At 70.3% G+C, this 21489-nt stretch carries 17 protein-coding genes and 3 pseudogenes; 9 read left to right on the forward strand and 11 right to left on the reverse strand.

The window, feature by feature from the left end:
- Window positions 1-262: 262 nt before the first annotated feature.
- A pseudogene (locus tag AOQ53_RS48190) lies at window positions 263-379 on the reverse strand (SAM-dependent methyltransferase); the annotation flags it as partial.
- 311 nt (window positions 380-690) lie between these two features.
- Between AOQ53_RS48190 and AOQ53_RS30590 the strand changes: the two are divergent.
- Together AOQ53_RS30590 and AOQ53_RS30595 are read left to right on the forward strand one after the other, a co-directional pair.
- On the forward strand, window positions 691-1476 hold the full coding sequence (locus AOQ53_RS30590; RefSeq protein ID WP_059422191.1) for an FG-GAP repeat domain-containing protein: 786 nt from the start codon (window positions 691-693) through the stop codon (window positions 1474-1476).
- Between the two features lie 23 nt (window positions 1477-1499).
- Window positions 1500-1886 (forward strand): FG-GAP repeat domain-containing protein, encoded by a 387-nt coding sequence (locus tag AOQ53_RS30595; protein ID WP_059422192.1) that lies wholly within the window; start codon window positions 1500-1502, stop codon window positions 1884-1886.
- A gap of 138 nt (window positions 1887-2024) precedes the next feature.
- Here AOQ53_RS30595 and AOQ53_RS30600 read toward each other — a convergent pair whose 3' ends face one another.
- On the reverse strand, window positions 2025-2573 hold the full coding sequence (locus AOQ53_RS30600) for a YciI family protein (RefSeq protein ID WP_059422193.1): 549 nt from the start codon (window positions 2571-2573) through the stop codon (window positions 2025-2027).
- 105 nt (window positions 2574-2678) lie between these two features.
- Between AOQ53_RS30600 and AOQ53_RS30605 the strand changes: the two genes are divergently transcribed.
- Window positions 2679-3410: an alpha/beta fold hydrolase gene (locus AOQ53_RS30605; RefSeq protein ID WP_059422194.1), complete on the forward strand. Its 732-nt coding sequence runs from the start codon at window positions 2679-2681 to the stop codon at window positions 3408-3410.
- Window positions 3411-3591: 181 nt separating this feature from the next.
- Here the strand turns inward: AOQ53_RS30605 and AOQ53_RS30610 are convergent.
- The 3 genes and pseudogenes from AOQ53_RS30610 to AOQ53_RS30620 all read right to left on the reverse strand — a co-directional run bounded on the left by AOQ53_RS30610 (window position 3592) and on the right by AOQ53_RS30620 (window position 6314).
- Window positions 3592-4781: pseudogene (locus tag AOQ53_RS30610) on the reverse strand (RNA-guided endonuclease InsQ/TnpB family protein).
- A gap of 36 nt (window positions 4782-4817) precedes the next feature.
- Window positions 4818-5516, reverse strand: a complete 699-nt coding sequence (locus tag AOQ53_RS30615) for a DUF4360 domain-containing protein (protein ID WP_236711868.1) — start codon at window positions 5514-5516, stop codon at window positions 4818-4820.
- 339 nt (window positions 5517-5855) lie between these two features.
- Window positions 5856-6314: an RrF2 family transcriptional regulator gene (locus tag AOQ53_RS30620; protein WP_059422196.1), complete on the reverse strand. Its 459-nt coding sequence runs from the start codon at window positions 6312-6314 to the stop codon at window positions 5856-5858.
- A gap of 92 nt (window positions 6315-6406) precedes the next feature.
- Here AOQ53_RS30620 and AOQ53_RS30625 point away from each other — a divergent pair, with 92 nt between their 5' ends.
- The gene (locus AOQ53_RS30625; RefSeq protein WP_059422197.1) at window positions 6407-9385 is read left to right on the forward strand and encodes a glycoside hydrolase family 35 protein; all 2979 of its coding nucleotides are present in this window, start codon (window positions 6407-6409) and stop codon (window positions 9383-9385) included.
- 155 nt (window positions 9386-9540) lie between these two features.
- Window positions 9541-10581 (forward strand): NHL repeat-containing protein, encoded by a 1041-nt coding sequence (locus AOQ53_RS30630; RefSeq protein WP_236711869.1) that lies wholly within the window; start codon window positions 9541-9543, stop codon window positions 10579-10581.
- A gap of 17 nt (window positions 10582-10598) precedes the next feature.
- Here AOQ53_RS30630 and arfA read toward each other — a convergent pair whose 3' ends face one another.
- From arfA to AOQ53_RS30650, 4 genes are all read right to left on the reverse strand, one after another.
- A complete protein-coding gene (gene arfA, locus AOQ53_RS30635; protein WP_059422200.1) occupies window positions 10599-12113 on the reverse strand; it encodes an arabinosylfuranosidase ArfA in 1515 nt (504 codons plus the stop codon).
- 121 nt (window positions 12114-12234) lie between these two features.
- Window positions 12235-13089 (reverse strand): carbohydrate ABC transporter permease, encoded by an 855-nt coding sequence (locus AOQ53_RS30640; protein ID WP_059422201.1) that lies wholly within the window; start codon window positions 13087-13089, stop codon window positions 12235-12237.
- Complete coding sequence (locus tag AOQ53_RS30645) at window positions 13086-14027, reverse strand: carbohydrate ABC transporter permease (protein WP_099054727.1); 942 nt, start codon at window positions 14025-14027, stop codon at window positions 13086-13088. The genes AOQ53_RS30640 and AOQ53_RS30645 overlap by 4 nt, the downstream gene beginning before the upstream one ends.
- Entirely contained in the window at window positions 14024-15382 is a 1359-nt protein-coding gene (locus AOQ53_RS30650; RefSeq protein ID WP_059422203.1) for an extracellular solute-binding protein, read from the reverse strand. Before AOQ53_RS30650 ends, AOQ53_RS30645 begins: the two co-directional genes overlap by 4 nt.
- A 237-nt stretch (window positions 15383-15619) precedes the next feature.
- Here AOQ53_RS30650 and AOQ53_RS30655 point away from each other — a divergent pair, with 237 nt between their 5' ends.
- Genes AOQ53_RS30655 through AOQ53_RS30665 form a run of 3 tightly spaced genes read left to right on the forward strand, consistent with a single transcriptional unit; the run spans window position 15620 to window position 18851 of the window.
- A complete protein-coding gene (locus AOQ53_RS30655; protein ID WP_174523372.1) occupies window positions 15620-16234 on the forward strand; it encodes a toxin-antitoxin system, toxin component family protein in 615 nt (204 codons plus the stop codon).
- Window positions 16231-17451, forward strand: coding sequence for an MAB_1171c family putative transporter (locus AOQ53_RS30660; RefSeq protein WP_059422204.1), 1221 nt, complete (start codon window positions 16231-16233; stop codon window positions 17449-17451). The genes AOQ53_RS30655 and AOQ53_RS30660 overlap by 4 nt, the downstream gene beginning before the upstream one ends.
- Window positions 17448-18851: an NAD(P)/FAD-dependent oxidoreductase gene (locus AOQ53_RS30665; RefSeq protein WP_174523373.1), complete on the forward strand. Its 1404-nt coding sequence runs from the start codon at window positions 17448-17450 to the stop codon at window positions 18849-18851. Before AOQ53_RS30660 ends, AOQ53_RS30665 begins: the two co-directional genes overlap by 4 nt.
- A gap of 673 nt (window positions 18852-19524) precedes the next feature.
- Here AOQ53_RS30665 and AOQ53_RS30670 read toward each other — a convergent pair.
- Window positions 19525-20892, reverse strand: coding sequence for a cytochrome P450 (locus AOQ53_RS30670; protein ID WP_059422206.1), 1368 nt, complete (start codon window positions 20890-20892; stop codon window positions 19525-19527).
- Window positions 20893-21010: 118 nt separating this feature from the next.
- On the opposite strand from AOQ53_RS30670, the gene AOQ53_RS44950 reads away from it, so the two are divergent.
- Entirely contained in the window at window positions 21011-21319 is a 309-nt protein-coding gene (locus AOQ53_RS44950) for a hypothetical protein (RefSeq protein ID WP_167745782.1), read from the forward strand.
- Window positions 21320-21339: 20 nt separating this feature from the next.
- Here AOQ53_RS44950 and AOQ53_RS46735 read toward each other — a convergent pair.
- A pseudogene (locus AOQ53_RS46735) lies at window positions 21340-21444 on the reverse strand (transposase); the annotation flags it as partial.
- Window positions 21445-21489: the final 45 nt, after the last annotated feature.

Below are 21489 nucleotides of genomic sequence, written 5' to 3' on the forward strand. Positions count from 1 at the left end.
GCGCAGGATGGAGCGGCTCATACGGTCCTCCTTGCAGTGGGGGTGACGGCTGCTCGATATTTCGAACAGCGATCGCAAGTTCGAACGGACCGTAGAATCGAACCACTTGCGCGTCAATGGTTCGCGCAGCAACAACCATGACCGGCTCGGGAGATCCGTTGTCAGTGGCCCTGGCTATCGTCCATGTCATGGCCTCTAGGGATCCCCTGCTCGATCTGATCCAGAACACGTCGGACATCCATGGCCGGTTGCGGGCATCCTTGTAGCGTTCCAGCTCGCGGGGGAACAGGACGCGCCTGCGGATCTCGTCTCGCGCCTCGTCGCCCGAGGGGAGCGCCCAGTGCCGATGCATGGTGTTGATCTGGGTCCGCAGGTCCCACGTTCATTGATCTCGTGCCCGCCGCTGCCGGTGAACATGACCTCGCACCGCCGGGCGGCTGCCTGCTCGCGCACGACGTCGAACGCCTCCTGGTAGAAGGCTCCCGCCGGGTCGTGCGGCTTGCACAGATCGCGCACGCCTCCGGCGCAGAAGGGTGGGTGTTGCATGGCGGGGGTGGCCGTGTCGCGGAAGCCGCAGTGCTCCACAAGGGCCCGACGCCGCTCGCGCTGTTGCCTGCCGGTGTTCCCTCCCACCAGCAGGCCGAAGCTGTACACCTCGGGGAAGCGGGCTGCTTTCACGCACCGACGGTGATGCCGAAGGTGACCTCGGCGGACGGGCTGTACCCCGAGACGGTGCCCGGCGCGGAGCCGGTCGAGGGCGCGCTGGCCCGCACGCAGGCCGTGTTCGAGTTCAGGGCCAACGGGGTGTCCGACACCGTCAAGTACGTGTGGGGCCTGGACCGAACGCCGCCGAGCGAACCGACGGATGAGACTCCGGTCAAGGGCGGCTCCGTGAAGCAGAAGATCACGCCGCTCACCCCCGGACCGCACACCCTCTACGTTCGGGCCTACGACGTGGGCGGCAACCCCGGGCCGGTCTACCCCTACCGCTTCTACGTCAAGAGTCCGGGAGTCACCGACAAACCCGGCGACCTGAACGGTGACGGCCAGCCCGACATGCTCGCCGTCGACGGCTCCGCCAACCTGCGCCTGTACGGCGGCACCGGCAATGGCGCGGTGGCGACGATGGTGCCCCTCTCCTCCGGCGGGGGCTGGAACGGCGCGCGGATGACCCACAGGGGCGACTGGGACGAGGACCTGTACGAGGATCTGGTAACCCTGCGCGGCGGCAAGCTGTGGTTCTACCCGAACGACGGCCAAGGCGAGTTCACCGACGACACCCGGCAGGAGGTGGAGATCCTCGGCGAGTCCGAGACGGGCGGAGTCACCAGCACCGCGGACATCGACCAGATCGTCTCGGTCGGGAACATCACGAACTACTCCGAGGCGGACTACCCCGACTTCGTCGGGTCATCGGGGACCAACTCTGGTTCCTGCCGGGGCACTTCGGCCAGACTCTCGAATCGGGCTATCTGATCGGTGCATCAGGGTGGGGGAAGATGCACCTCGCCTCGCCCGGCGACGTCGACGGCGACGGCTTCACCGACCTGATCGCCCGCGACAGCGGCACCGGGCAGGTCTGGCTGTATCACGGCCTCAGCGCCGGTGACGCGGACGCCGACGGGATCCCGGACGGTGGCACCGACCCGGCGTCGCTGGCTTCGGCCGCCAACCGTACGGCGTACGCCACCGGCTGGACCCCGGCCGCCCGCCCGCTGCTCACCGGGTCCGGCGACTCCAACGGCGATGGCGTTCCGGACCTGTGGACCACCACGTCCAACACCACGGCAGGACTGGAGTTCGTCCCGGGACGCAAGAGCGGCCTGCACGGTCCACCCGTAGTGGTCGGCAAAGGGGGCTGGCAGGCGATCAAGGCGATCTCCTGACGGAGTCGGCCGCCTCCGCGTCACCGCGCCCCCCCGGTCACACGACCGCCGGACGGGGGCGCGTGGTGACGGCACCCTGAACCCGGGGGGCGAGGGGGGCGAGCCGTCAGGCCTCTCCGTAGACTCCGGCCCCGCTCGTCACCGCCGCCCGCCGAACTCCCAGGCGTGCACCTCGATGTCTGCATACCGCCCCGGCGTGAGGACACGGCGCGCCGTCTCCGTGTCCGGGGCCCGGACCAGCGCCGCCGTGCCCAGCCAGGCGGAGCCGTCGTCGGAGAGCAGGGGGCCGTAGGCGATGAGGTCTTCCGAGTCGGGCGGTGCGTCGGGGCCGGCCGACGGGTCCGGGCCCAGCCCGAGTACGAGGTAGCGGTTGCCGGTCGTCGGGCCGCCGGGGAAGTCCCACATGGTGCGGCCCAGGAGATTGCGCCAGCGGCGCAGCAGGACGTCCCGGTACGCGCCGGCCTGGTAGTTGGGCTCGTCGAAGGCGAAGGCACGGGCGGTGGCGGGGTCCGGCAGGTCGAGGATGTGGACGCTGCCGGTGGGGGTTTCGCCGTCCGCGGCGAAGGTCGGGCCACGGGCGATCATCTCGGTCGCGTACCGGTCCATGTAGGACCAGTGCTTTTCCAGCAGCTCGTGACGCAGTGGCAGCGAGCCGGGGCGATCGCGGTGGTAACAGAAGAACTCCATGGACGCAGACACTTCCCCAACGCCGGAAGCGGCTCAAGCCGTTATCGCAGCAGGTGTCGGCGTAGAGTCGGTCCGGCAGCAGCGCCGGTTCGATTCGGGGGGATCATGACGGCAGTTGACGCACCGCCCATCGTCTTCGTGCACGGGACGCGGTTCAGCGCGGGGCAGTGGAGCCCGCAGCTCGCCGCGCTGCGGGACGAGTTCCCCGTGGCCGCCGTCGATCTGCCAGGGCATGGTTCCCGTTCCGCCGAGGCCTGGAGTCTGCAGGCGGCCGTGGAGGTCGTCTCCGATGCCGTGGAGTCGCTCGGGTGCGGGCCGGCCCTGGTCGTGGGGCACTCGCTCGGGGGCTACGCCTCGCTGGAGTTCGCGCGGGTTCGCCCGGAGCGGTTGCGCGGGCTGGTGCTCGCGGGGGCCAGTGCCTCGACTCGTGGGGCATGGGCGGCGCCGTACCGGTGGGTCGCCGGGCTCGTGCCGCGACTGCCCGCGGATCGGCTGGCCGAGTGGAACGACTGGTTGCTGCGGCGGATGTATCCGGCCGAGGTCGTCGAGGCCACGATCCAGTCCGGTTACGCCTTCCATACCCTGCCCGCCGCCTGGGGCGAGGTGCTGGGGCGTTTCGACGCCGGCGCGATGCGTCATGTGGCGGCTCCGGTGCTCATCCTGAACGGCGAGAAGGACAGTGTCTTCCGGTCCGGCGAGGCGGAGTTCGCCCGGGCGCATCCGCGCGCCCGCGTCGAGCTGATCCCGAGAGCCGGGCATCTCGCGAACTTCGACGATCCGGTTGCCTTCAGCGAAGCCGTTCGCCGCTTCGCCCAACATCTGAGCAACAGCGGCTGAGCGACAGCACATCAACCCGTCCTAGGCGGCCCATCCGGCCCAGCAACCCGGTGGGCCGTCCCTCATCCCGTCAGGACTTCGGGCACTCCTTCCACGCCAGGTGTTACACCGTGCTGATGTCCCCGTCCGTCCGTCGAGTCCATCGTCTTGACTTCTCCCCCCTCCTGAAGGAGGGGGATTCTCACGGCTCGCGCTGTGAGGGTTTCTGCTTCGTCGCCGACTGCCCGCCCGGAGTGCTCCGTTGAGGTCTTACACCGGCTCCACAGACTGTCACCGCCAGCCCGGCGGCCAGAAGGTTTTTCGCCGCGTTCACGTGTCCCGGTCGTGGGTCGTGCCACAGCTGTCGCACGTCCAGGTACGGACGTGCAGCGGCATCTTGTCCTGCAAGGCACCGCACTGGGAGCACAGCCTGGACGAGGGGAAGAAGCGGTCCACCGCGATCACTTCCCGCCCGTACCAGGCGGCCTTGTACTCCAGAAGGCTCCGGAACTCGGCCCAGGCGGCATCAGAGATGGCGCGGGCCAGACTCCGGTTCCTGACCATGGTGCGCACGGTCAGGTCCTCGATCACGAGCGTTTGGCTTTCACGCACGAGTCGGGTGGTCAGCTTGTGCAGGTGGTCACGGCGCCGGTCGACGATCCTCGCGTGGACCCTCGCGACCTTCCTGCGGGCCTTGGCTCGGTTGTTCGACCCCCTGGCCTTGCGGAACAGTTCCCGCTGAGCCTTCGCCAGGAGGGCGCGGTCGCGGCGCTCGTGCCGGAGGTTGGCGACCTTCTCCCCGGTAGAGAGGGTCAGCAGATGGTCCAGGCCGACATCCACACCGATGGCCGTATCGGCGGCCGGGAGCGGCTTGACGCCGGGGTCGTCACACAGCATGGAGACGAACCAGCGTCCGGCCGCGTCCTGGGAGACGGTCACCGTGGACGGCGTCGCCCCCTGCGGGAGCGGACGCGACCACACGATGTCCAGTGGTTCCGTCATCTTCGCCAGGGTCAGCTTCCCGTCACGGAAGCGGAAACCGGACGTGGTGTACTCGGCGGACCTGCGCGACTTCTTCCGCGACTTGAAGCGCGGATACTTCGCCCGCTTGCCGAAGAAGTTCGTGAACGCTGTCTGCAGATGCCGCAGACATTGCTGCAACGGCACCGACGACACGTCGTTAAGGAAGGCCAGCTCCTCGGTCTTCTTCCACGCCGTCAGCATGGCCGAGGTCTGGTTGTAGTTCACCCGCTCCTGGCGCGCCCACGCCTCGGTGCGGGCCGCGAGCGCCATGTTGTAGACCTTGCGCACACATCCGAACGTGCGCCACAGCTCAACCGCCTGCGCATCGGTCGGATAGAAGCGGTACTTGAACGCCCGCTTCACGCACATCGTGGACACGCTCACTAGCGTTCCCGCAAGTGAAGATCAAACCTGCGGGTCAGAGCACCGCGATCCGCCCTGGCGGCGAATCACAGCTCCCTGCCTTGCTCCGAAGGAGTCCGATTCCTCCCCCGCACGAAGGCAGGACTCTCCTCGGAGGCAACGGATGAAACTGACCTTGTCGGCCGACTGCGTACCGGCGTTGACCCGGAGTTCGGTGTTGATGTCGAAGTTGCGCTGGACTCCGCAGGGTGCGTAGACCAGTTGGGCCCAGTCCGTCTCGTCGGTGGCCTGCCAGTTGTCGTTGTAGGGGCCGCTGAAGGGGTGGTTCCTGGACACCGTGCTCGGCGAGCCCTGGAAGTAGTACGAGGCTCGCTGGGAGCCGCTCGCGCCGCGCTGGAGTGAGGCGAAGCCTCGGTAGTCGGCGCCGGCGATGGCGTACGTGAAGCCCTGAGGCACGTGGACGATCAGGCTGAGCTGGCAGTTTCTGCGGAACGCGGTCGGGTCGGAGCCTCCGCCGGCCTGAGCGAGGTAGTCGCTGTAGGTGACCGTGAACGCCGTGTTGCCCTCGGAGACGGCGACCGCCGCCGTGCCCTGCGGACAGCCGGAGCCGTTCACTGTGGCGACCTTGATGACGATCTTGTCCGGGGGCGGGTCGACGAACCCGGAGGACGGGGATTGTGCGGGGAGTGCGCTGGTGAGGAGCGCGGCGATCGCGCCGCTCAGAAGCAGGCCACCGGCCATGGTTCTCCCATCCGTTCGTGGGGGGGAGCATGGAGTGGACATGGGCATGTCAAGACGACAGCGCATGCGCGCCCGGCCTGTGACCATTCCATGGAGGAGCTGTGAAGACCGGGAGCGGTCGCATCGTACGCAGGACAGGAGAGGTCGGCCAGGGCGGTCTTCGGCCATTCACAGTGGCGGGATCACACCAGGGGAAGGGGCGCGCGGCCCGTCCGCGCGGGCCCCCGTGGGCACCAGCAGTACCGGCGGGCGCATAAGGTGCGTTAGCAGTGCGTCAGCCCAGGACACCCCGAGGACGCGATGAGGATCACCCACCGGCTCCCCCGTGGACGCGGCCCGTCACGGGTTCTCCCAGGCCGCCGGTTCCGCCGCCAGCCGCTCCACCGGATCGGGCAGCGCGCCGGCCGCGAGGTCGGCGATCGTCACGCCCTCCAGGATCCTGCGCACATTGGCCCGCAGGGCGATCCACAGCGGCAGCAGCGGCTCGGCGGTACCGGTGTAGGCGAGGCCGGTCGGGCGTTCGCCGCGTACCGAGACGATCGGTCCGTCCACGGCCCGGATCACGTCCGCGACCGTGATCTCCGTGGCCTCCCGGGCCAGCCGGTAGCCGCCGCCTCCGCCGCGCCGGCTGGCGACGACACCGCCGCGCCGCAGATCGCCGAGGATCCCTTCCAGGAACTTGTGGGGGATGTCCTGCGCGGTGGCGACGGCCTCCGCCTTGACCGGCCCTTCGCCCTGCCGGACGGCCAGCTCCACGACCGCTCGTACCGCGTAGTCCGCACGTGCCGAGATCCTCATGCGGCCATTGTCGCGGTCGGCCTGTGGACAATGACGCACCAGCACCACGTAAGCACCACGTACGGCACGGCAGCACAACAGGAGGCGCTCCCTTGGAGCTCAGCAGGCGTACCTTCCACGCTATCGCCGGCACGGCCGCGCTCGGCTTCGCGCTGACCGGCAGCGGGTCGCCGACCTCCGCCAACACGGCACGGAGCGTACCCACGGGCCCGCCGCCTCCGGTGCCGAGCGCGGACGGCCGGCGGCACGAGGTCGGCTTCGACCGGTACTCGCTGCTGGTCGACGGCCGCCGCCTGGTGCTCTGGTCGGGCGAGATGCACCCCTTCCGGCTGCCGAGCCCGTCCCTGTGGCGGGACGTGCTGGAGAAGATGCGCGCCCACGGCTACAACGCGGTCAGCGTGTACGTCGCCTGGAACTACCACTCCTCCGCCCCCGGCCGGTACGACTTCACCGGTGTGCGCGACCTGGACCTGTTCCTGCGCATGGCCGCCGAGACCGGTCTGTACGTGATCCTGCGGCCCGGCCCGTACATCAACGCGGAGGTCGACGCCGGCGGCTTCCCCGGCTGGCTGACCGCGACCGAGGGCACGGCCCGGACCTCCGACCCGACGTATCTGCGGTACGTCGACGAGTGGCTGTCCGCCGTCAACGCCATCGTCGCGGGACGCCTGTTCACCCGGGGCACGGGCACGGTCCTGCTGTACCAGATCGAGAACGAGTACGACGCCCACGTCGACGAGCCGACCGGGCGCGCCTACATGTCGTACCTGTACGAGAAGGTCCGCGCCGACGGCATCGACGTACCGCTGTTCCACAACGACAAGGGGAGGAACGGGGCCTGGGCCCCGGGGTCGTTCGCCACCGGCGGGGAGAAGGGGCGCTGGCTGTACGGGTTCGACGGATACCCGGAGCCGGACGAGGTGCCGCCCGACTGGGGGCACTTCGGGCCCGGCGGGGCGAAGGGCGGGGCCACGGCCAGTCCGCGCACGCCCGGGTTCGTGCCCGAGTTCGGCGGGGGCTGGTTCGACCCGTGGGGCGGATCCTGGTTCGACGGGAAGGGGTACGCCGAGTCGCGCCGGACCCGGGACGCGGCGTACGAGCGGCGCTTCTACCTCACCAACCTCGCCAACGGCATCACGCTGCACAACGTCTACATGACGTTCGGCGGCACCTCCTGGGGCTGGCTGCCCGCGCCGGTCGTCTACACGTCGTACGACTACGGCGCGGCCTTCGACGAGGCCCGCAACGCCACACCCAAGCTCGCCCCGATGCACCAGATCGGGCAGTTGCTGCGCCACGTGCCGGACCTCGCCAAGCTGAACCGGGCGAAGACCGTACGGGCCGCCGACGAGCGGATCAAGGTGTACCACCTGGCCAACCCCGACACCGGCGCCCACTTCTACGTCCTGCGCAACGACTCCGGCGAGGCGGTCACCTCGACGCTGCCGGACGCCGGGATCGACGTGCCGGTCACTGTCCCGGCGCGGGACGCCAAGCTGATCGCCGCCGGGCTGAGACTCGGGAGGCGGACGCTGGTGCACGCCACCGTGCAGCCCATGCTGAGCCTGACCGCCGGGCGGCAGGACATCGCCGTGTTCGCGGGCCGGCGGGGCGATCTGGCGCAGGTCGTGCTGGACTGCGCGGACGAACCGACGCCCATGCGGCTGGACGCGGAGCCCGCTTGGGCCTACAACCTCGGCAAGCTGTACGTCACCGCTCCGCTCGGCGCCGGCGGGCTGAGCCGGGTGCGGGTCGAGGGCGACGGCGTGGACACGCCGATGCTGCTGCTGTTCGCCGACGACGCGACGGCCCTGCGGCTGTGGCCGTACGAGACGCCGTCCGGCCCGCTCCTCGTCTACGGCCCGGCGCTGCTGCGCTCGGCCGCCCTGCGCGGCTCCACGGTCCACCTCACCGGCGACACCACCGGCGAGACCGGCCTGGAGGTGTGGGGACCGCGCGGGATCACCCATGTCACGTGGAACGGGCGTCCGGTGCCCACCCGGATCAGCGCCTCCGGCAGTCTGCTCGCGCTGCGGCCGCTGCCCGGCGTGGCCCGGCCGGCGCTGCCCGCCCTCGACGGCTGGCGGCGGCGGACCGAGAACCCGGAGGCCGAGCCCGGCTTCGTCGACTCCGGCTGGACGGCGGCCGACAAGAAGACGTCGTTCAGCACGACGCCCGTGCCCGATGGGCAGCCCGTCCTGTTCGCCGACGACTACGGCTTCCACTACGGCGACGTCTGGTACCGGGGCGAGTGGACCGGCGAGGGCGGCGTCGAGTCCGTCTCCCTCGCCTACAGCACGGGCACGCAGGGCCTGCTGATGGCCTGGCTGGACGGCGAGCCGCTGGGCACGCACCGGATGCCGGTGCCGGACAAGGACCGGGCACGGCAGGGGACCTGGACCGCCAAGGCCACCTTCGCCCTGCCGGAGGAGCTGCGGAAGCGGTTCCGTGAGGACCGCGGCGAGAGCGGCGACCGGCACGTTCTGTCCGTGCTCGTCCGGCGGACGCAGCACGACATGGACGGCAGGGCGCTCGACACGCACAAGGCCGCGCGCGGGCTGACCGCCGTCACCTTCGAGGGTGCCTCCCCGGAGGTGACCTGGCGGATCCAGGGCGCCGCCGCGTCCGACCCCGTGCGCGGGCCGATGAACAACGGCGGGCTGCACGGGGAGCGCGAGGGCTGGCATCTGCCGGAGTACGACGACGGGGACTGGAAGGACGCCGAACTGCCGCGTGCCGACCGGCGGCAGGGCGTCACCTGGTACCGGACGGACTTCCGGCTGGACGTCGACCCGGGCGTCGACGCCTCCGTCGGGCTCGTCCTCGACGACGACCCGGATCGGGCCTACCGCGTCCAGATCTTCCTCAACGGCTGGAACATGGGCCAGTACATCAACGACGTAGGGCCGCAGCACACGTTCGTGCTGCCGAACGGGATCCTGCGCACACGTGGTGCCAACACACTGGCGTTGGCGGTGCTGTCCGACGGGACCACACCGGCGGGGCCGGGGGATGTGCGGCTGACGCTGCTGGGGGCCGCCGCCGGAGGGGTGCCGGTCAAACCGGTGTGACCGGATCGAGCCGTCCCCGTGCATTGCCTTCTGGGGCAGGCTGGGCCACCGTTTGGCCTTTCAGGGCTGCCGACAGGGAGGGGAACCTCGTGCGAAGACGGCGTTTCATCGGTGGATTAGGCGGACTGGTCGGGGCCGGGCTCGGGCTAGCATCGATGCGGGGCGGAACGGCCTGGGCGGCTCCCGGTCTCCTGGGTGAGGCCCGCGAGTGGCAGGCCGTCGCCGCCCCGGAGGCCGGCCCGGCCGCGCAGTTGCTCGACGTGGCGGCAGCGGGTCCGGACCTCGCCTGGGCCGTGGGCGAGGAGGGCCGCAGCGGCAGTGTCCGGGAGACGGCGCTGGCCCTCGTGTGGGACGGCACCGCCTGGCAGCGCACCGACCCCGGCTTCGGCGGCTATCTGGGCTCTGTCGCCGCAGCGTCCGACGGCCGCGCCTGGGCCGTCGGCACCGACACCTCCGGCACCGCCCGGCTGCTCGCCGGGGACGGACCGACGTGGCGGGAGGCCGACTTCCCCGGGCGCGGGGCGCCCGGCACGTCCCTCGCCGCCGTCACGACCGGCCCCCGGGGCCACGTCTGGGTCTCCGGCCGGAACAGCGACGGCTCGGTGCTGCTGCACGGCCACCGGGGCAAGTGGACCTGGCTGGAGGCACCCCCGGCCGCGACCACCATCCCGCCCTACGGCATCCACCGCGCGCCCTGCGGCGACGTCTGGGTCTACGGCAGTGAGCTCGTCGCCCGCTGGGACGGAGCGGCCTGGACCATGCTGCCGGCGCCCGGCGGAATCCGTGCCGGCTTCACCGGGCTGCTCCCGGTCGCCCGCGACGACATCTGGATGACCGGCTACGAATACGGCATCGGCGGCCCGCCCGGCAAACCCCCCGCCGTCCGGCTGCTGCACGGGGACGGCACCGGATGGGAGTACGTCACGGCACCGTTCGGCGTGGGAGTGCTGACCGGCATCGTGGGCGACGCTCAGGGGCGTCCCGACCGCATCTCCGGGTGGGACTTCTGGGACCAGACCCGGGCCCACTACCTGCGCTGGGACGGCACGGCGTGGGTGAGCGAGCGGGGGCCGGTGGCCACGACCCCCGTCGTCATCAACGCCCTGGCGACGGTGCCGGGCTCGGACGGCTACTGGGCGGTCGGCACGACGTCGCCCCCGCCGTCCCCGACCGCCCAGCCGCGCATCGAACGCTGACCGGTCCGCACGGACCGTCACGCCAGCCGGATCACGTTCCAGGACAGCGGCTCCAGGACGGCGCTCAGCGTGCCGTCCTGGAGAGCCGTGCCGTCGACCGCGTGCGGGGCCACCCGCTCGGGGTCTTCGAGGGTGTTGCGGGCGTGCGGGTCGGCGTCGGCGAGGGCGCTGTGCTCGACGACCGACGACAGGTCGAGCCCGTTCAGCGCGACCTCCAGCGGCAGCGACTCGGTGCGGCTGCGGTTCACCGCGAAGACCGTGACCGTGCCGTCCCCGGCGCGTACGGCGGTGGCGTGCAGCAGGTCGGTCTCGCCGAACTTCTTCGTCTCGTACGTCGGCGAGTCCACGCGGACGTCGAGGACCTGGCCGCGGCCGTACCGGGCGGCCTGGGCGAAGGGGAAGAACGTCGTCTGCCGCCAGGCCGGGCCGCCCGGCTCGGTCATGATCGGCGCGATGACGTTGACGAGCTGGGCGAGGCAGGCGACCGTGACGCGGTCGGCGTGCCGGAGCAGGGCGATGAGGAGCGAGCCGAAGACGACGGCGTCGGTGACGCTGTAGTTGTCCTCCAGGAGGCGAGGGGCCTCGGGCCAGTCGTCCTGCTCGAAGGTCTTGGCGTGGGCCTCCCACTCGGGCAGGTACCAGACGTTCCACTCGTCGAAGGAGAGGTTGATCCGCTTCTTCGACTTGAGCTTCGCCCCCACGTGGTCGGCGGTGGCGACGACGTTGTCGATGAAGGACTCCATGTCGACGGCGGAGGCCAGGAAGGAGTCGATGTCGCCGTTCTCGGGCCAGTAGTAGGCGTGCAGGGAGATGTAGTCGACGAGGTCGTACGTCTCCTTGAGGACGGTCGCCTCCCATTCGGCGAACGTCGGCATGGACTGGCTGGAGGAACCGCAGGCGACGAGTTCTACGCCGGGGTCCATCTGGCGCATGGCCCGGGCCGTCTCGGCGGCGACCCGGCCGTACTCCTCGGCGGTCTTGTGGCCGGTCTGCCAGGGGCCGTCCATCTCGTTGCCGAGGCACCACAGTTTGATGCCGAAGGGGTCCTTGTCGCCGTGGGCGGCGCGGAGGTCGGACAGGGCGGTGCCCTCGGTGTGGTTGGCGTACTCCTGGAGTTCGAGGGCTTCCGCGACGCCTCGGGTGCCGAGGTTGACGGCCATCATGGGTTCGGCCTGGGGTCCGATCTTGCGGAGGAAGTCGATGTACTCGGAGAGGCCGAATCGGTTGGTCTCCGTGGAGTGCCAGGCGAGGTCCAGGCGGCGGGGGCGGTCCTCGGCGGGGCCGACGGAGTCTTCCCACTTGTAGCCGGATACGAAGTTGCCGCCCGGGTAGCGGACGGCTGTGACGCCGAGTTCCCGGACGAGGTCCAGGACGTCCTGGCGCAGGCCCTTGTCGTCGGCTGTGGGGTGGTCCGGTTCGAAGATGCCGGTGTAGACGCAGCGGCCGAGGTGTTCCACGAAGGAGCCGAAGAGGCGGGGATTCACTTCGCCGATGGTGAATGCCGGGTTGAGGGTGAAGCGGGCGGTTCGCATTTTCGCCTTTCGGAGTGGGTGGTTCTGTTTCGGTGGCGGCTGCGGGTCGTTGGGGTTGTTCGCGCCCACGCGGCGGAGGCGCGAATCGAGCACAGCCCCGCGCCCCTGTCGGGGCGACCTTCTACTGCCCCGCCAAGCCCGTATGGGCCACGCCCGCCACTATCTGCCTCTGGAAGAAGACGAAGACGATGATCAGGGGCAGGCCCGCCATCAGGCCGCCGGCCATGAGCTGGGCCCACTGGATGCCGTAGGAGTTCATGACGGTCGCGATGCCGTTCGGCATGGTCATCAGGTCGGGGTTGTTGGTCACCATGTACGGCCAGAGGAAGTTGTTCCACGAGGCGATGAACGTGAAGATGCCGACCGCGGCGAGGGAGGGGCGGGAGAGCGGGAGGACGATGGTGAAGAAGACGCGCCAGCGGCCCGCGCCGTCGATGAAGGCGGCCTCCTCCAGTTCGCGCGGGATGCCCTGGAAGAACTTGTAGAGGATGTAGACCATCGCGGCGGGTGCGCATTGCGGCAGGATCATGCCCCAGTAGGTGTCGACCATGCCCATCTGCTGGACGGTGGTGAACAGCGGCACGCCGAGGACGGCGGGCGAAATCATCAGGCCGGCCATGACCAGGCCCATCAGGGGCTTCTTACCGCGGAACTCGGTGCGGGCGAAGCCGTATCCGGCCAGTGCGCTCACGAGCAGCACCACGGACGTCACACAGACGGAGACGACCACGGAGTTGACGAACCAGTTGGTGATGTTGCCGGTCTCGAAGAGGGCCTTCCAGGCCTGGCCCGTCCAGTCCTCCGGGAGCCAGTGCGGCGGGACCTCCACCGCCTCGGTCTCCGACTTGAGCGAGGTGAACAGGGCCCAGGCGAAGGGGGCCAGGAAGACGACGGAGACCGCCGTGCCGAGGAGGGTGAGCACGATCTGGCTGGGAGTCCACGCCTTGCGGGGCTTCACCGGTACGGCCGTGGTCATCGGGCGGTCTCCTCACGGTTGCGCAGCAGCCACATCCGGGCGAGGGCGACGGCCGCGATGATCACGAAGAAGATGACGGAGATGGCGGAGGCGTAGCCCACGCGGTAGCTGGTGAAGCCCTCTTCGAGGGTGTACTGCACGAAGGTGCGGGTCGATCCCTCGGGCCCGGGGAGGAAGTCCATCATCACGACGGCCTGGTCGAAGACCTGGAGCGAGGCGAGGATCTGGAGGGCGACGACGAGGCCGGTGATGTTGCGCAGCATCGGCAGGGTGATGTGGACCATGCGGTGCCAGGCGTTCGCGCCGTCGAGCTTGGCGGCCTCGTAGAGGTGGCCGGGGATGCCCTGGAGCGCGGCCAGGTAGAGCAGGAAGCTGAAGCCGACCGTCCACCACAGGGTCTGGATGACGATGGCGAGCATCGCGTACGACTTGTCGGCCAGCCAGGGCGTCTCGATGCCGAAGACGTGGTTGATCATTCCTGTGCCGGGGTTGAAGAGCCACTGCCACAGGTTGGCCGCGACGGTGGACGGCAGCAGGAACGGGGCGAAGAAGCACAGCCGCCACAGCCACTTGCCGCGCTCGATGTGGTGGGCGAGCATCGCGAGGAGGAAGGCGAGGACCGTGATGCAGGGGACGACCAGGAGCGTGAAGTACGCGCTGTGGCCGAGGGAGTCCCACACCAGCGGGTCGTCGAGGGCCTCGCGGTAGTTGTCGAGGCCGACGAAGCTCGCGCCCTCGCCCGAGATGTTGGCGTCCGTGAAGCTGAGGTAGACGCCGCGCAGCAGCGGCCAGATCACGAAGAGCGTGAACAGGACGAGGAACGGGGCCACGAACCAGCCGCCGTGCTGTAAGCCCTGCCGCCTGCGGAGGGTGGCGCTGTCGGCGGCGGTCTTCGCGCGGGCGGGTGCGGCGATGGTCTGGGCGCTGGTCGCCATCATGCGGCCGCACCTCCTTCTGCGGCTGTTCTGCCGTCCATGGGGTTCTTCATAGCGAGCAGTTGGGTGAGCGCGCCCTTCATCCGGCGGGCGGCGGTCTCCGGTTTGGCGGAACCCATCGTCGAGGCGGCGACGATCGGGCCGACGCGCTGGGCGAGGATGCCGGTGGAGCCCGCGAACCACACCTTCGGCTCGGTGGCCTGGTGGTCCATGGCCGACACGTACTCGCTCTGCGGGTTCAGCTCCTTGTACGCGGCCGTGGACAGGGTCGGCGTGTACGCGGGGATGTGGCCGCCGGCGGCCCACTGCTGAGCGTGCCGGACGACGTAGGCGGCGAGTCGGTGGGCCGCCTCGTTGGTGGCGCCGCCGCGGTCGGACTGGTGCGGCAGGACGAAGGCGTGCGACTCGGCGTGGGTGGCCGGCTTGCCGAAGACCGGCGGCAGCGGGGTCGCGCCGTAGTCGACCTTGGCCCCGGAGTAGACCGGCACCGACCAGTTGCCCTCCCAGACGAAGGGGGAGCCGTTGACGAACTGTTCGGCGCCGGCCAGGCCCGCGAAGCCCGGGTTGGAGTACCCGTCGGTGATGTGCCGGCGCAGGAACTCCAGGACCTGGGTGGCCTTGCCGGTGTCGAAGGTGACCTCGGTGTTGGCGGCGTTGAACCAGGTGCCGCCGAGCTGGGTGTAGAAGGCGACGAAGAACCACCACTGGAAGTTCTGGTCGTTGGCCCACAGGCCGATGGTCTGGAGCCCCTTCTTCGTGGCCTTCTTCGCCTCCTTCAGCACGTCGAACCACTCGTCGGCGGAGGTGACGGGCACGATCCGGCCGTCGTCGCCGAGCAGCCCCGCCTTCTTCAGCACGTCCTTGCGGTAGAAGCAGAGCTGGACGTGGATGTCGAGCGGGAGGGCGTAGAGCTTGCCGTCGATGACGGCGCGCTTCCACAGCGCGGGGTTGAAGTCCGCTTCCCGTACGCCGTACTTGGCGAGCAGTTCCACGTCCCAGGGGTCCAGGAAGCGGCCGGGTGAGAAGCCGGTGACCCGGCCCACGTGCATGACGCCGAGGTCGGGTGCGCGGTTGCCCGCGGCCGCCATGGCGAGCTTGGTGTAGAAGGGGCTGCCCCACTGGAGGGTGGAGTCCTTCACCGCGATGTCCGGGTTGGCCTTACGGAAGGCGTCCAGCATCGCGATCATGTTGTATCCGTCGCCGCCGCTGAAGAGGTTCCAGTAGCGCACGCGGGTGTCGGCGTCGGCGGCGAGTGCGTCGGCGCCCGTGCCGAGCGCGGCGAAGCCGAAGTTGCTCGCGACGAAGAGTCCTCCGAGCCCGCCGAGAAGCTGCCTGCGATTCAGGTCAGGTCGTCCCATGCCCTGCCCTTACTGTCGTGTTCGATATATCGGTAGGTGCTCGTGACTTCGAACGGGACCGTAAGTTCGAAGCGCTTGCGCGTCAATGGTCGGCCCGGAACTTCGAGCACGACTTTCGGGCAGGAACGGTCGTTCCCCGCTGAACTACCGGCGCCGGATCGCATGACGCGAACACTTTCGGGCGCGTAGTCTCGGACGCGCGGCCAAGCCGTCGGCCGGCGGTGAGAAGGGGGAGCGATGGGCATCGTGGGCGCGCGGATGAGAGCGTCCCGAGTCACCGCCGCGCTCAGGCGGTCGCGGCGCGGGTCCGCCATGCGCGGTCTGGCCGCCGGGCTCGCCGCCGCGATCCGGGCGCGGGCGCAGGTCCCGGCCGACCTACGGTCGTTGTGCCGGGCGCTGTGCGAGGAGATGAGCGCGCGGCGGGGCGGGCGTCCCGTCGAGCTGCGCTTCGAGCGGTTCCCCGACGAGATCGAAGTGACCGGGCTGTGGGTGGAGTTCCAGGACTTCGACCTGGTCATCGTCGAGGAGCGGGCCGAGGCGGTGCAGCAACTGGTCATCCTCGGACATGAGTTGTGGCATCTGCACGCGGGGCACGGCCACCACCATGTCGCGGGTACGGCGGCGGCCCGGGCCCTGGACCGCGAGCCCGGCTGGAAGTCCGTGGCGCTGACCGTGGCGGCCCGGGACGGTTCGCGCGAGCGGGACGAGGCCGAGGCCGACGAGTTCGGACACCGGCTGGCGGCCGTGTTCCGCACCTTCGCGGACGGCACCGTCCCGGACGAGCCGGACGCCGCCCTCGATCCGGTACGGCGGTCGATGGGCTACCGCGGACGCGGAGGCGGCGCGCGATGACCCACGCACGGGACGTCCTCGACGCCTTCTCCGTCTCCTTCTGGCTGCCGATCGGGGCGCTGACCATCGCCCTGGTGATGAAGCTGCCCAGTCTGGTGCGGATGTGGCGGGACCCGATGCTGCGGGCCGTCGGCGGGCTGCTGCTGTTCGCCTGTGCCGTGTTCGTCTTCGCGTCTCCGGCGGTCATCGGCTGGACCAACCGCGTCACCGGCGTGCCGAACATCGCGGCACCGCTGGTCTACTCGCTGCTCACCGCGCTGTGCGCGTCCTGGCTGCTGCTGATCGTCGCCTGGCGCAACGGCCTGTCCGACCGCTCGGGCTCGACGCGCCGCGCCGCCCGGTGGGTCGTCTTCGCCTACGCGGGTGTGGTCGTCGCCCTGTGGGTGCTGTTCTGGCTCGCGGACGTCCCCGTGGAACGCCGCCGGGACCTGGACACGTACTACGCCAACACGCCCTTCATGCGCGAGGAGATCCTGCTCTACCTGCTCGCGCACACCGTGGCCTGCTCGGTCACGGCCCGGCTGATCTGGAACTGGGTCCGCACCGACGGCCTCGACGCCTGGCTGCGCTGGGGGCTGCGGTTCCTGGGTGTCGGCTACGCGACGAACCTGCTCTTCGACGTCGCCAAACTCACCGCCGTCATCGCCCGGATGACGGGCCACGATCTGGACTGGCTGAGCACCTACCTGGCACCCTCGGCCGCCTGCCTGTCGGCCACCATGGTCGCGATCGGCTTCATCATCCCGCACGGCGGCCAGTACCTGCACGAGCGCTGGCGCATCCGGGTCGCCCACTGGCAGCTGCGCCCCCTCTACCTGCTGCTGCGCACCGTGAACGGCGGCGGCGCCCCCTTCACTCCGCGCGCCACCGGGGAACTGCGCCTGATCCGCCGCGAGACGTACATCCGCGACGTGCTCCTCCAGCTCTCCCGGCACCTCGACGAGGACCTGTGGGAGCGCTCCTACGACGCCGCCCTGGGCCTCGGCTTCGAGCCCGGCCGGGCGAAGGCCCTGGCCGCCGCCGTCACGATCCTGGACGCCGTCGCCGCGCGGGAGCGGGCCCCGCAGACCGACAGCGCCGCCGCCCCGTCCGGCCCCGACACCGCCTACCTGCTCCAGGAGATCCAGGCCGTGTCCCTGGCCCTGCGTCACCGCGACGACATCGAGGCGGTACGCTCACGCGCGGCCGCCCCCGGGAGAGAGAACGCCCGCGCATGACTGACCGTCCCACCCCCGCCAGAACCGCCGTCGTCCTGGGGGGATCCCACTCCGGCATGCTCGCGGCCCGCGCCCTGGCCGACGTCGCCGACCGGGTCGTCGTCGTGGAGCGCGACGCGCTGCCCGCCTCCCCCGGCCCCCGCAGGGGACTGCCGCAGGCACGGCACGCCCACATGCTGTGGTCGGGCGGGGTGCTGGCCATGGAGGAACTGCTTCCGGGGATGACCGGGGCGCTCCGGGAGGCCGGGGCGAACCGGCGGCCGGTCACGACGGACATCGTGGCCCTTGGTTCGCGGGGCTGGTTCCGGCGCTGGGCCGAGTCCCACCACGTGATCCTCGCCGGCCGGGACCTGCTGGACGCCACGGTCCGCGCCCGGGTCCTGGCCGACCGGCGGATCGAGGTCGTCGAACGGGCGGAAGCGGTGGGCCTGACCGGCACGGAGGCGGCCGTCACGGGCGTACGGATCCGGCCCCACGGCGGCCCCGAACGGACCCTCCACGCGGACCTGGTCGTCGACGCCTCGGGCCGCGGCTCCCAGGCCGCCCGGTGGCTGACCGCCCTCGGCCTGCCGCCGGCCGAGCGACGCGAGGTCGACGCGGGCCTGGCGTATGCCAGCCGTCTCTACCTCGCCCCCGCCGCGGCCCGCGACGGTTTCCCCGTCGTCAACATCCAGCCCGACCGGCGCGAGGGCGGCCCCGGCCGGGCGGGCTTCCTGCTGCCCATCGAGGAAGGCCGCTGGATCGTCACCCTGTGCGGCACGCGCGGCGGCCAACCGTCCCCGGACAACGACGACTTCGTCCGCTTCGCCCGCGAGGACCTGCGGCACCCCGTCATCGGCGAACTGCTGGAGCGGGCCGAGCCGCTGTCCGACGTGGCGTTCACCCGCACGACGGTCAACCGCCGGCACTTCTACGAGCGAATGCGGGTGTGGCCCGCGAACTTCACCGTCCTCGGCGACGCCCTCGCCGCGTTCAACCCGGTCTACGGGCACGGCCTGGCCGTCGCCGCGCAGAGCGCCCTGCTCCTGCGGGACACGGTACGGCGGCACGGCTGGGATGCTCCCGGGCTGTCCCGCCGGATCCAGAAGGCGGTGTCCCGCCCGGTCGGCGCGGCCTGGGACCTGGCGATCGGGCAGGACGTCTTCTACCCGGGCGCGACGGAGCAGGGCCCCACGCTGCGGGACCGGCTCGTGACGGCGTACGTCGACCGGCTGATGCACACGGCGACGGGCAACGGCCGCATCGCCCGCCGGGTGACGGACGTGACGTCGCTGGAGCGTGGGGCGGGGGTGCTGCTGACGCCTTCGGTGATGGTGGCGGCGGTGGTGGGGCCGCTGAAACCGGCGCCGACGGCTCCGCCGCTGACGTCCGGGGAGCGGAAGGCCGCCGGGTTGGTTTAGGTGGGGTGGGTGCGCAGCCCGGCGCTGCGGGGTGCCGTTCCCCCGAAGCGCAATGAGTCGGAGGAAGCTGCTCAGGCCGGATCGTCGAGCGCTTGAGGTTCCTTCAGAGCACTCGCTTGAAGCATCCTGCTGGGCGACGACCGAGGTCGCTGACTCCACGGCCGTACACGCCGGGCGAGATCGCCAAAGGACTCAAGGGCGTCACCGTTCCGAGGGCCACGGTGTACCACATCTTCGGCCAGGGCCGGATCTCAGGTACGGAGACGATTGCCGCCATCGAGCGCTTCTCCGGCGTTCTGCCCGGCTGGAGCGCATATACCGAAGAAGAGGCGCTGGCACAGTACCTGCGCCCGATCGTGCGGCAACTGGATGCTCTTCACCAGTTGGCTGGAGCGCGTCTCGGGCAGCAACAGGCCGCCGACACAGGTGGGTCGGCGGCCGTTTGTCGCTCAGGACGTCCTACCTGGACCTCGACGGCCTCAGCCTGTCCATGAGACGCGAGCACGCCCTGCCGAGCGCGGTGAGTCGGGCGACGCCGGGCGGAACCGGGACAGGGAACATGGGTGGGTCCGTCCTGATCTGGGCCCACGACCGTGAGCGTCTTCCCCTGCCGAACCGCGGGGATACAACCTCCTGTGGGTCCGGGCCGGATTCGCCTGCCAGGTGCTCGGGTTCAGGCTGCGTCAGGGCGAGTGGATCCCTCCCGCGGCTGCACGGTCATGGTGAGGGTTCTCGGCCGCACGGTGGCCCGGGCCACGGGACGTACGGTCTGATTGGCAGCGAGTTCGAGCCGGACTGTTCGGACGATCGTCGCGACTGCGGTGATCAGCTCAGTGAGCGCGAAGTGGTCGCCGATGCATTTGTGCTTGCCGGCGCCGAACGGAAGGAACGCTCCGGCGGGCGGCGGCTGGGCGTTGTCCAGCCAGCGATCGGGGTCAAACGCGGAGGGGTTGGGGTAGAGAGCAGGGTCTCGATGGAGGGCATGCTGGCAGTAGGCCAGCTCGGTACCCGAGGGCAGGGTCCACTCCCCCAGGCGGGTCTCGGTGGTTGTCCTGCGGGTGACAAGCCACCCGGTGTGATGCAGTCTCGTGGCTTCGGTCACTACACGCCGTAAGTAGGGAAGTCGGGTGACGTCGGCGAAGGAGATGGGACGGCCGCCGAGGACCTCGTGGAGCTCGGCCAGGACCCTGGCCTCGATGTCGGGGTGCCGGGCCAGCTCGTACAAGATCCAGGACAGGACGCTGGCGGTGGTCTCCGTACCCGCGACGGCCAACGTGAGGATCTCGCTGCAGATCTGGTCCGTGGTCAGGGGCTCGCCGCTGTCCGGGTCGGTGGCGTGCAGCAGCAGGGAGAGCATGTCGCCGGTGTCGTGTCCGGAGGCTTGCAGGTCGTCGACGGCCTGGTGGATGGTGGCCCGTACGGCGTCCCGGGACTCGTTGAAGCGTCGGTTGAACGGAAGCGGCAGCCGCTCGGCCCAGTCGGGCAGCATGATGCGTGCACCGACGCCGGTCATCACCACGGAGAGGTCGTGCCGCAGTCGGCGGAAGGTCTCCTCGTCGAGGCTGCCGGAGAACACCGTCTTGGCGAGCATGTCGAGCGACAGCTTGACCATGGCCTCCCGCACGTCAAGACTCTGGCCGGGCTGCCAGCTGTCCGTGGCGGCGGTGACTTCGTTGCGCATGATGTCGACGTAGCGGGCGATCTCGGCCCGGGCGAACGCCGGCTGCAACTGGCGCCGTTTGCGGACGTGGTCCTGCCCGGCCGCGGTGACCACGCTGTCGCCCAGGAGGTAGCCCATCTTCTCGAAGAATCGGCCTTTGTCGAGCGTGGGGGCGAGGTCGACGAGCATGGTGCGGATGAGTTCGGGGTCCTGGACGACGATGGTGCGGGTGCCTGGCTGCAGGGTGATCTCGACCAAGGGGCCGTAGTCCTCGCGCAGCGAGGCGATGAAACCGAGATTGTCGCGCATCAGCTGTATCGCGTGACCGAGTAGCGGAAACGATCCTGCCGCTCTGGGGATGGGGGGCGTTACGAGCGTCACGGGGCCTCATGCTCCCTTCACAGTGACCACGGCCCTATAACTTCCCTGCTCCTTCCCGGGTGCAATCCGCGGAAGCGGGTGTGCTACGCCACGTCGCAGCTGCCGGTTGGGGAGCTGAGTGCGAACCGTGGTGCCAGGTGATGCGACTCAGGGCCTCGTCGACGAGGGGGTCGTGCAGGTGCGCAGAGATGCGCACGTGCAGGGCCCGGGCGCGGCTGGCTGGAGTTTTCTCGAGAGGCGCGTCTGCCGCATCGCCCACTGCCTTCCGGCGAGCCATGTCCGGCTCATCGCGGTGTTGGCAGGCGTAGCGGATGACGGCCGCGTCCTGCAGGGCCTCGATGTCGAGGTTCTGGGCGGCCGGGTGGTGCTCGACGAGGGAGCGCACGGCCTCGCGGCGGCCGCGGTCATCCAGGGGCGCAGCCGGTAGGCGCCGTCGAGGTTCTGAGCCTGCATGTTGCCGTCCGGCAGCCGGTCGGCCATCGGCTGGATCGACTTACGCCGCCCGTCCAGCATCAGACCCCGCAGATAACACTCACTCCGGAGCCGTTCCATCTCCCCAGCCTCATACCAGGCAATGCACACCACCAGGCGAGATCA

Source organism: Streptomyces azureus (assembly GCF_001270025.1).
GTDB lineage: Bacteria > Actinomycetota > Actinomycetes > Streptomycetales > Streptomycetaceae > Streptomyces > Streptomyces azureus.

What these genes read in the sequence shown, in the direction of transcription:
- AOQ53_RS30620 (WP_059422196.1), bottom strand. Translation starts at nt 6,314, where the DNA reads ATGAGGATCTCGGCACGTGCGGACTACGCGGTACGAGCGGTCGTGGAG.
- AOQ53_RS30655 (WP_174523372.1), top strand. Translation starts at nt 15,620, where the DNA reads ATGGGCATCGTGGGCGCGCGGATGAGAGCGTCCCGAGTCACCGCCGCG.
- AOQ53_RS30630 (WP_236711869.1), top strand. Translation starts at nt 9,541, where the DNA reads ATGCGGGGCGGAACGGCCTGGGCGGCTCCCGGTCTCCTGGGTGAGGCC.
- arfA (WP_059422200.1), bottom strand. Translation starts at nt 12,113, where the DNA reads ATGCGAACCGCCCGCTTCACCCTCAACCCGGCATTCACCATCGGCGAA.
- AOQ53_RS30615 (WP_236711868.1), bottom strand. Translation starts at nt 5,516, where the DNA reads ATGGCCGGTGGCCTGCTTCTGAGCGGCGCGATCGCCGCGCTCCTCACC.
- AOQ53_RS30590 (WP_059422191.1), top strand. Translation starts at nt 691, where the DNA reads ATGCCGAAGGTGACCTCGGCGGACGGGCTGTACCCCGAGACGGTGCCC.
- AOQ53_RS30650 (WP_059422203.1), bottom strand. Translation starts at nt 15,382, where the DNA reads ATGGGACGACCTGACCTGAATCGCAGGCAGCTTCTCGGCGGGCTCGGA.
- AOQ53_RS30665 (WP_174523373.1), top strand. Translation starts at nt 17,448, where the DNA reads ATGACTGACCGTCCCACCCCCGCCAGAACCGCCGTCGTCCTGGGGGGA.
- AOQ53_RS30605 (WP_059422194.1), top strand. Translation starts at nt 2,679, where the DNA reads ATGACGGCAGTTGACGCACCGCCCATCGTCTTCGTGCACGGGACGCGG.
- AOQ53_RS30600 (WP_059422193.1), bottom strand. Translation starts at nt 2,573, where the DNA reads ATGGAGTTCTTCTGTTACCACCGCGATCGCCCCGGCTCGCTGCCACTG.
- AOQ53_RS30640 (WP_059422201.1), bottom strand. Translation starts at nt 13,089, where the DNA reads ATGACCACGGCCGTACCGGTGAAGCCCCGCAAGGCGTGGACTCCCAGC.
- AOQ53_RS30595 (WP_059422192.1), top strand. Translation starts at nt 1,500, where the DNA reads ATGCACCTCGCCTCGCCCGGCGACGTCGACGGCGACGGCTTCACCGAC.
- AOQ53_RS30660 (WP_059422204.1), top strand. Translation starts at nt 16,231, where the DNA reads ATGACCCACGCACGGGACGTCCTCGACGCCTTCTCCGTCTCCTTCTGG.
- AOQ53_RS30645 (WP_099054727.1), bottom strand. Translation starts at nt 14,027, where the DNA reads ATGATGGCGACCAGCGCCCAGACCATCGCCGCACCCGCCCGCGCGAAG.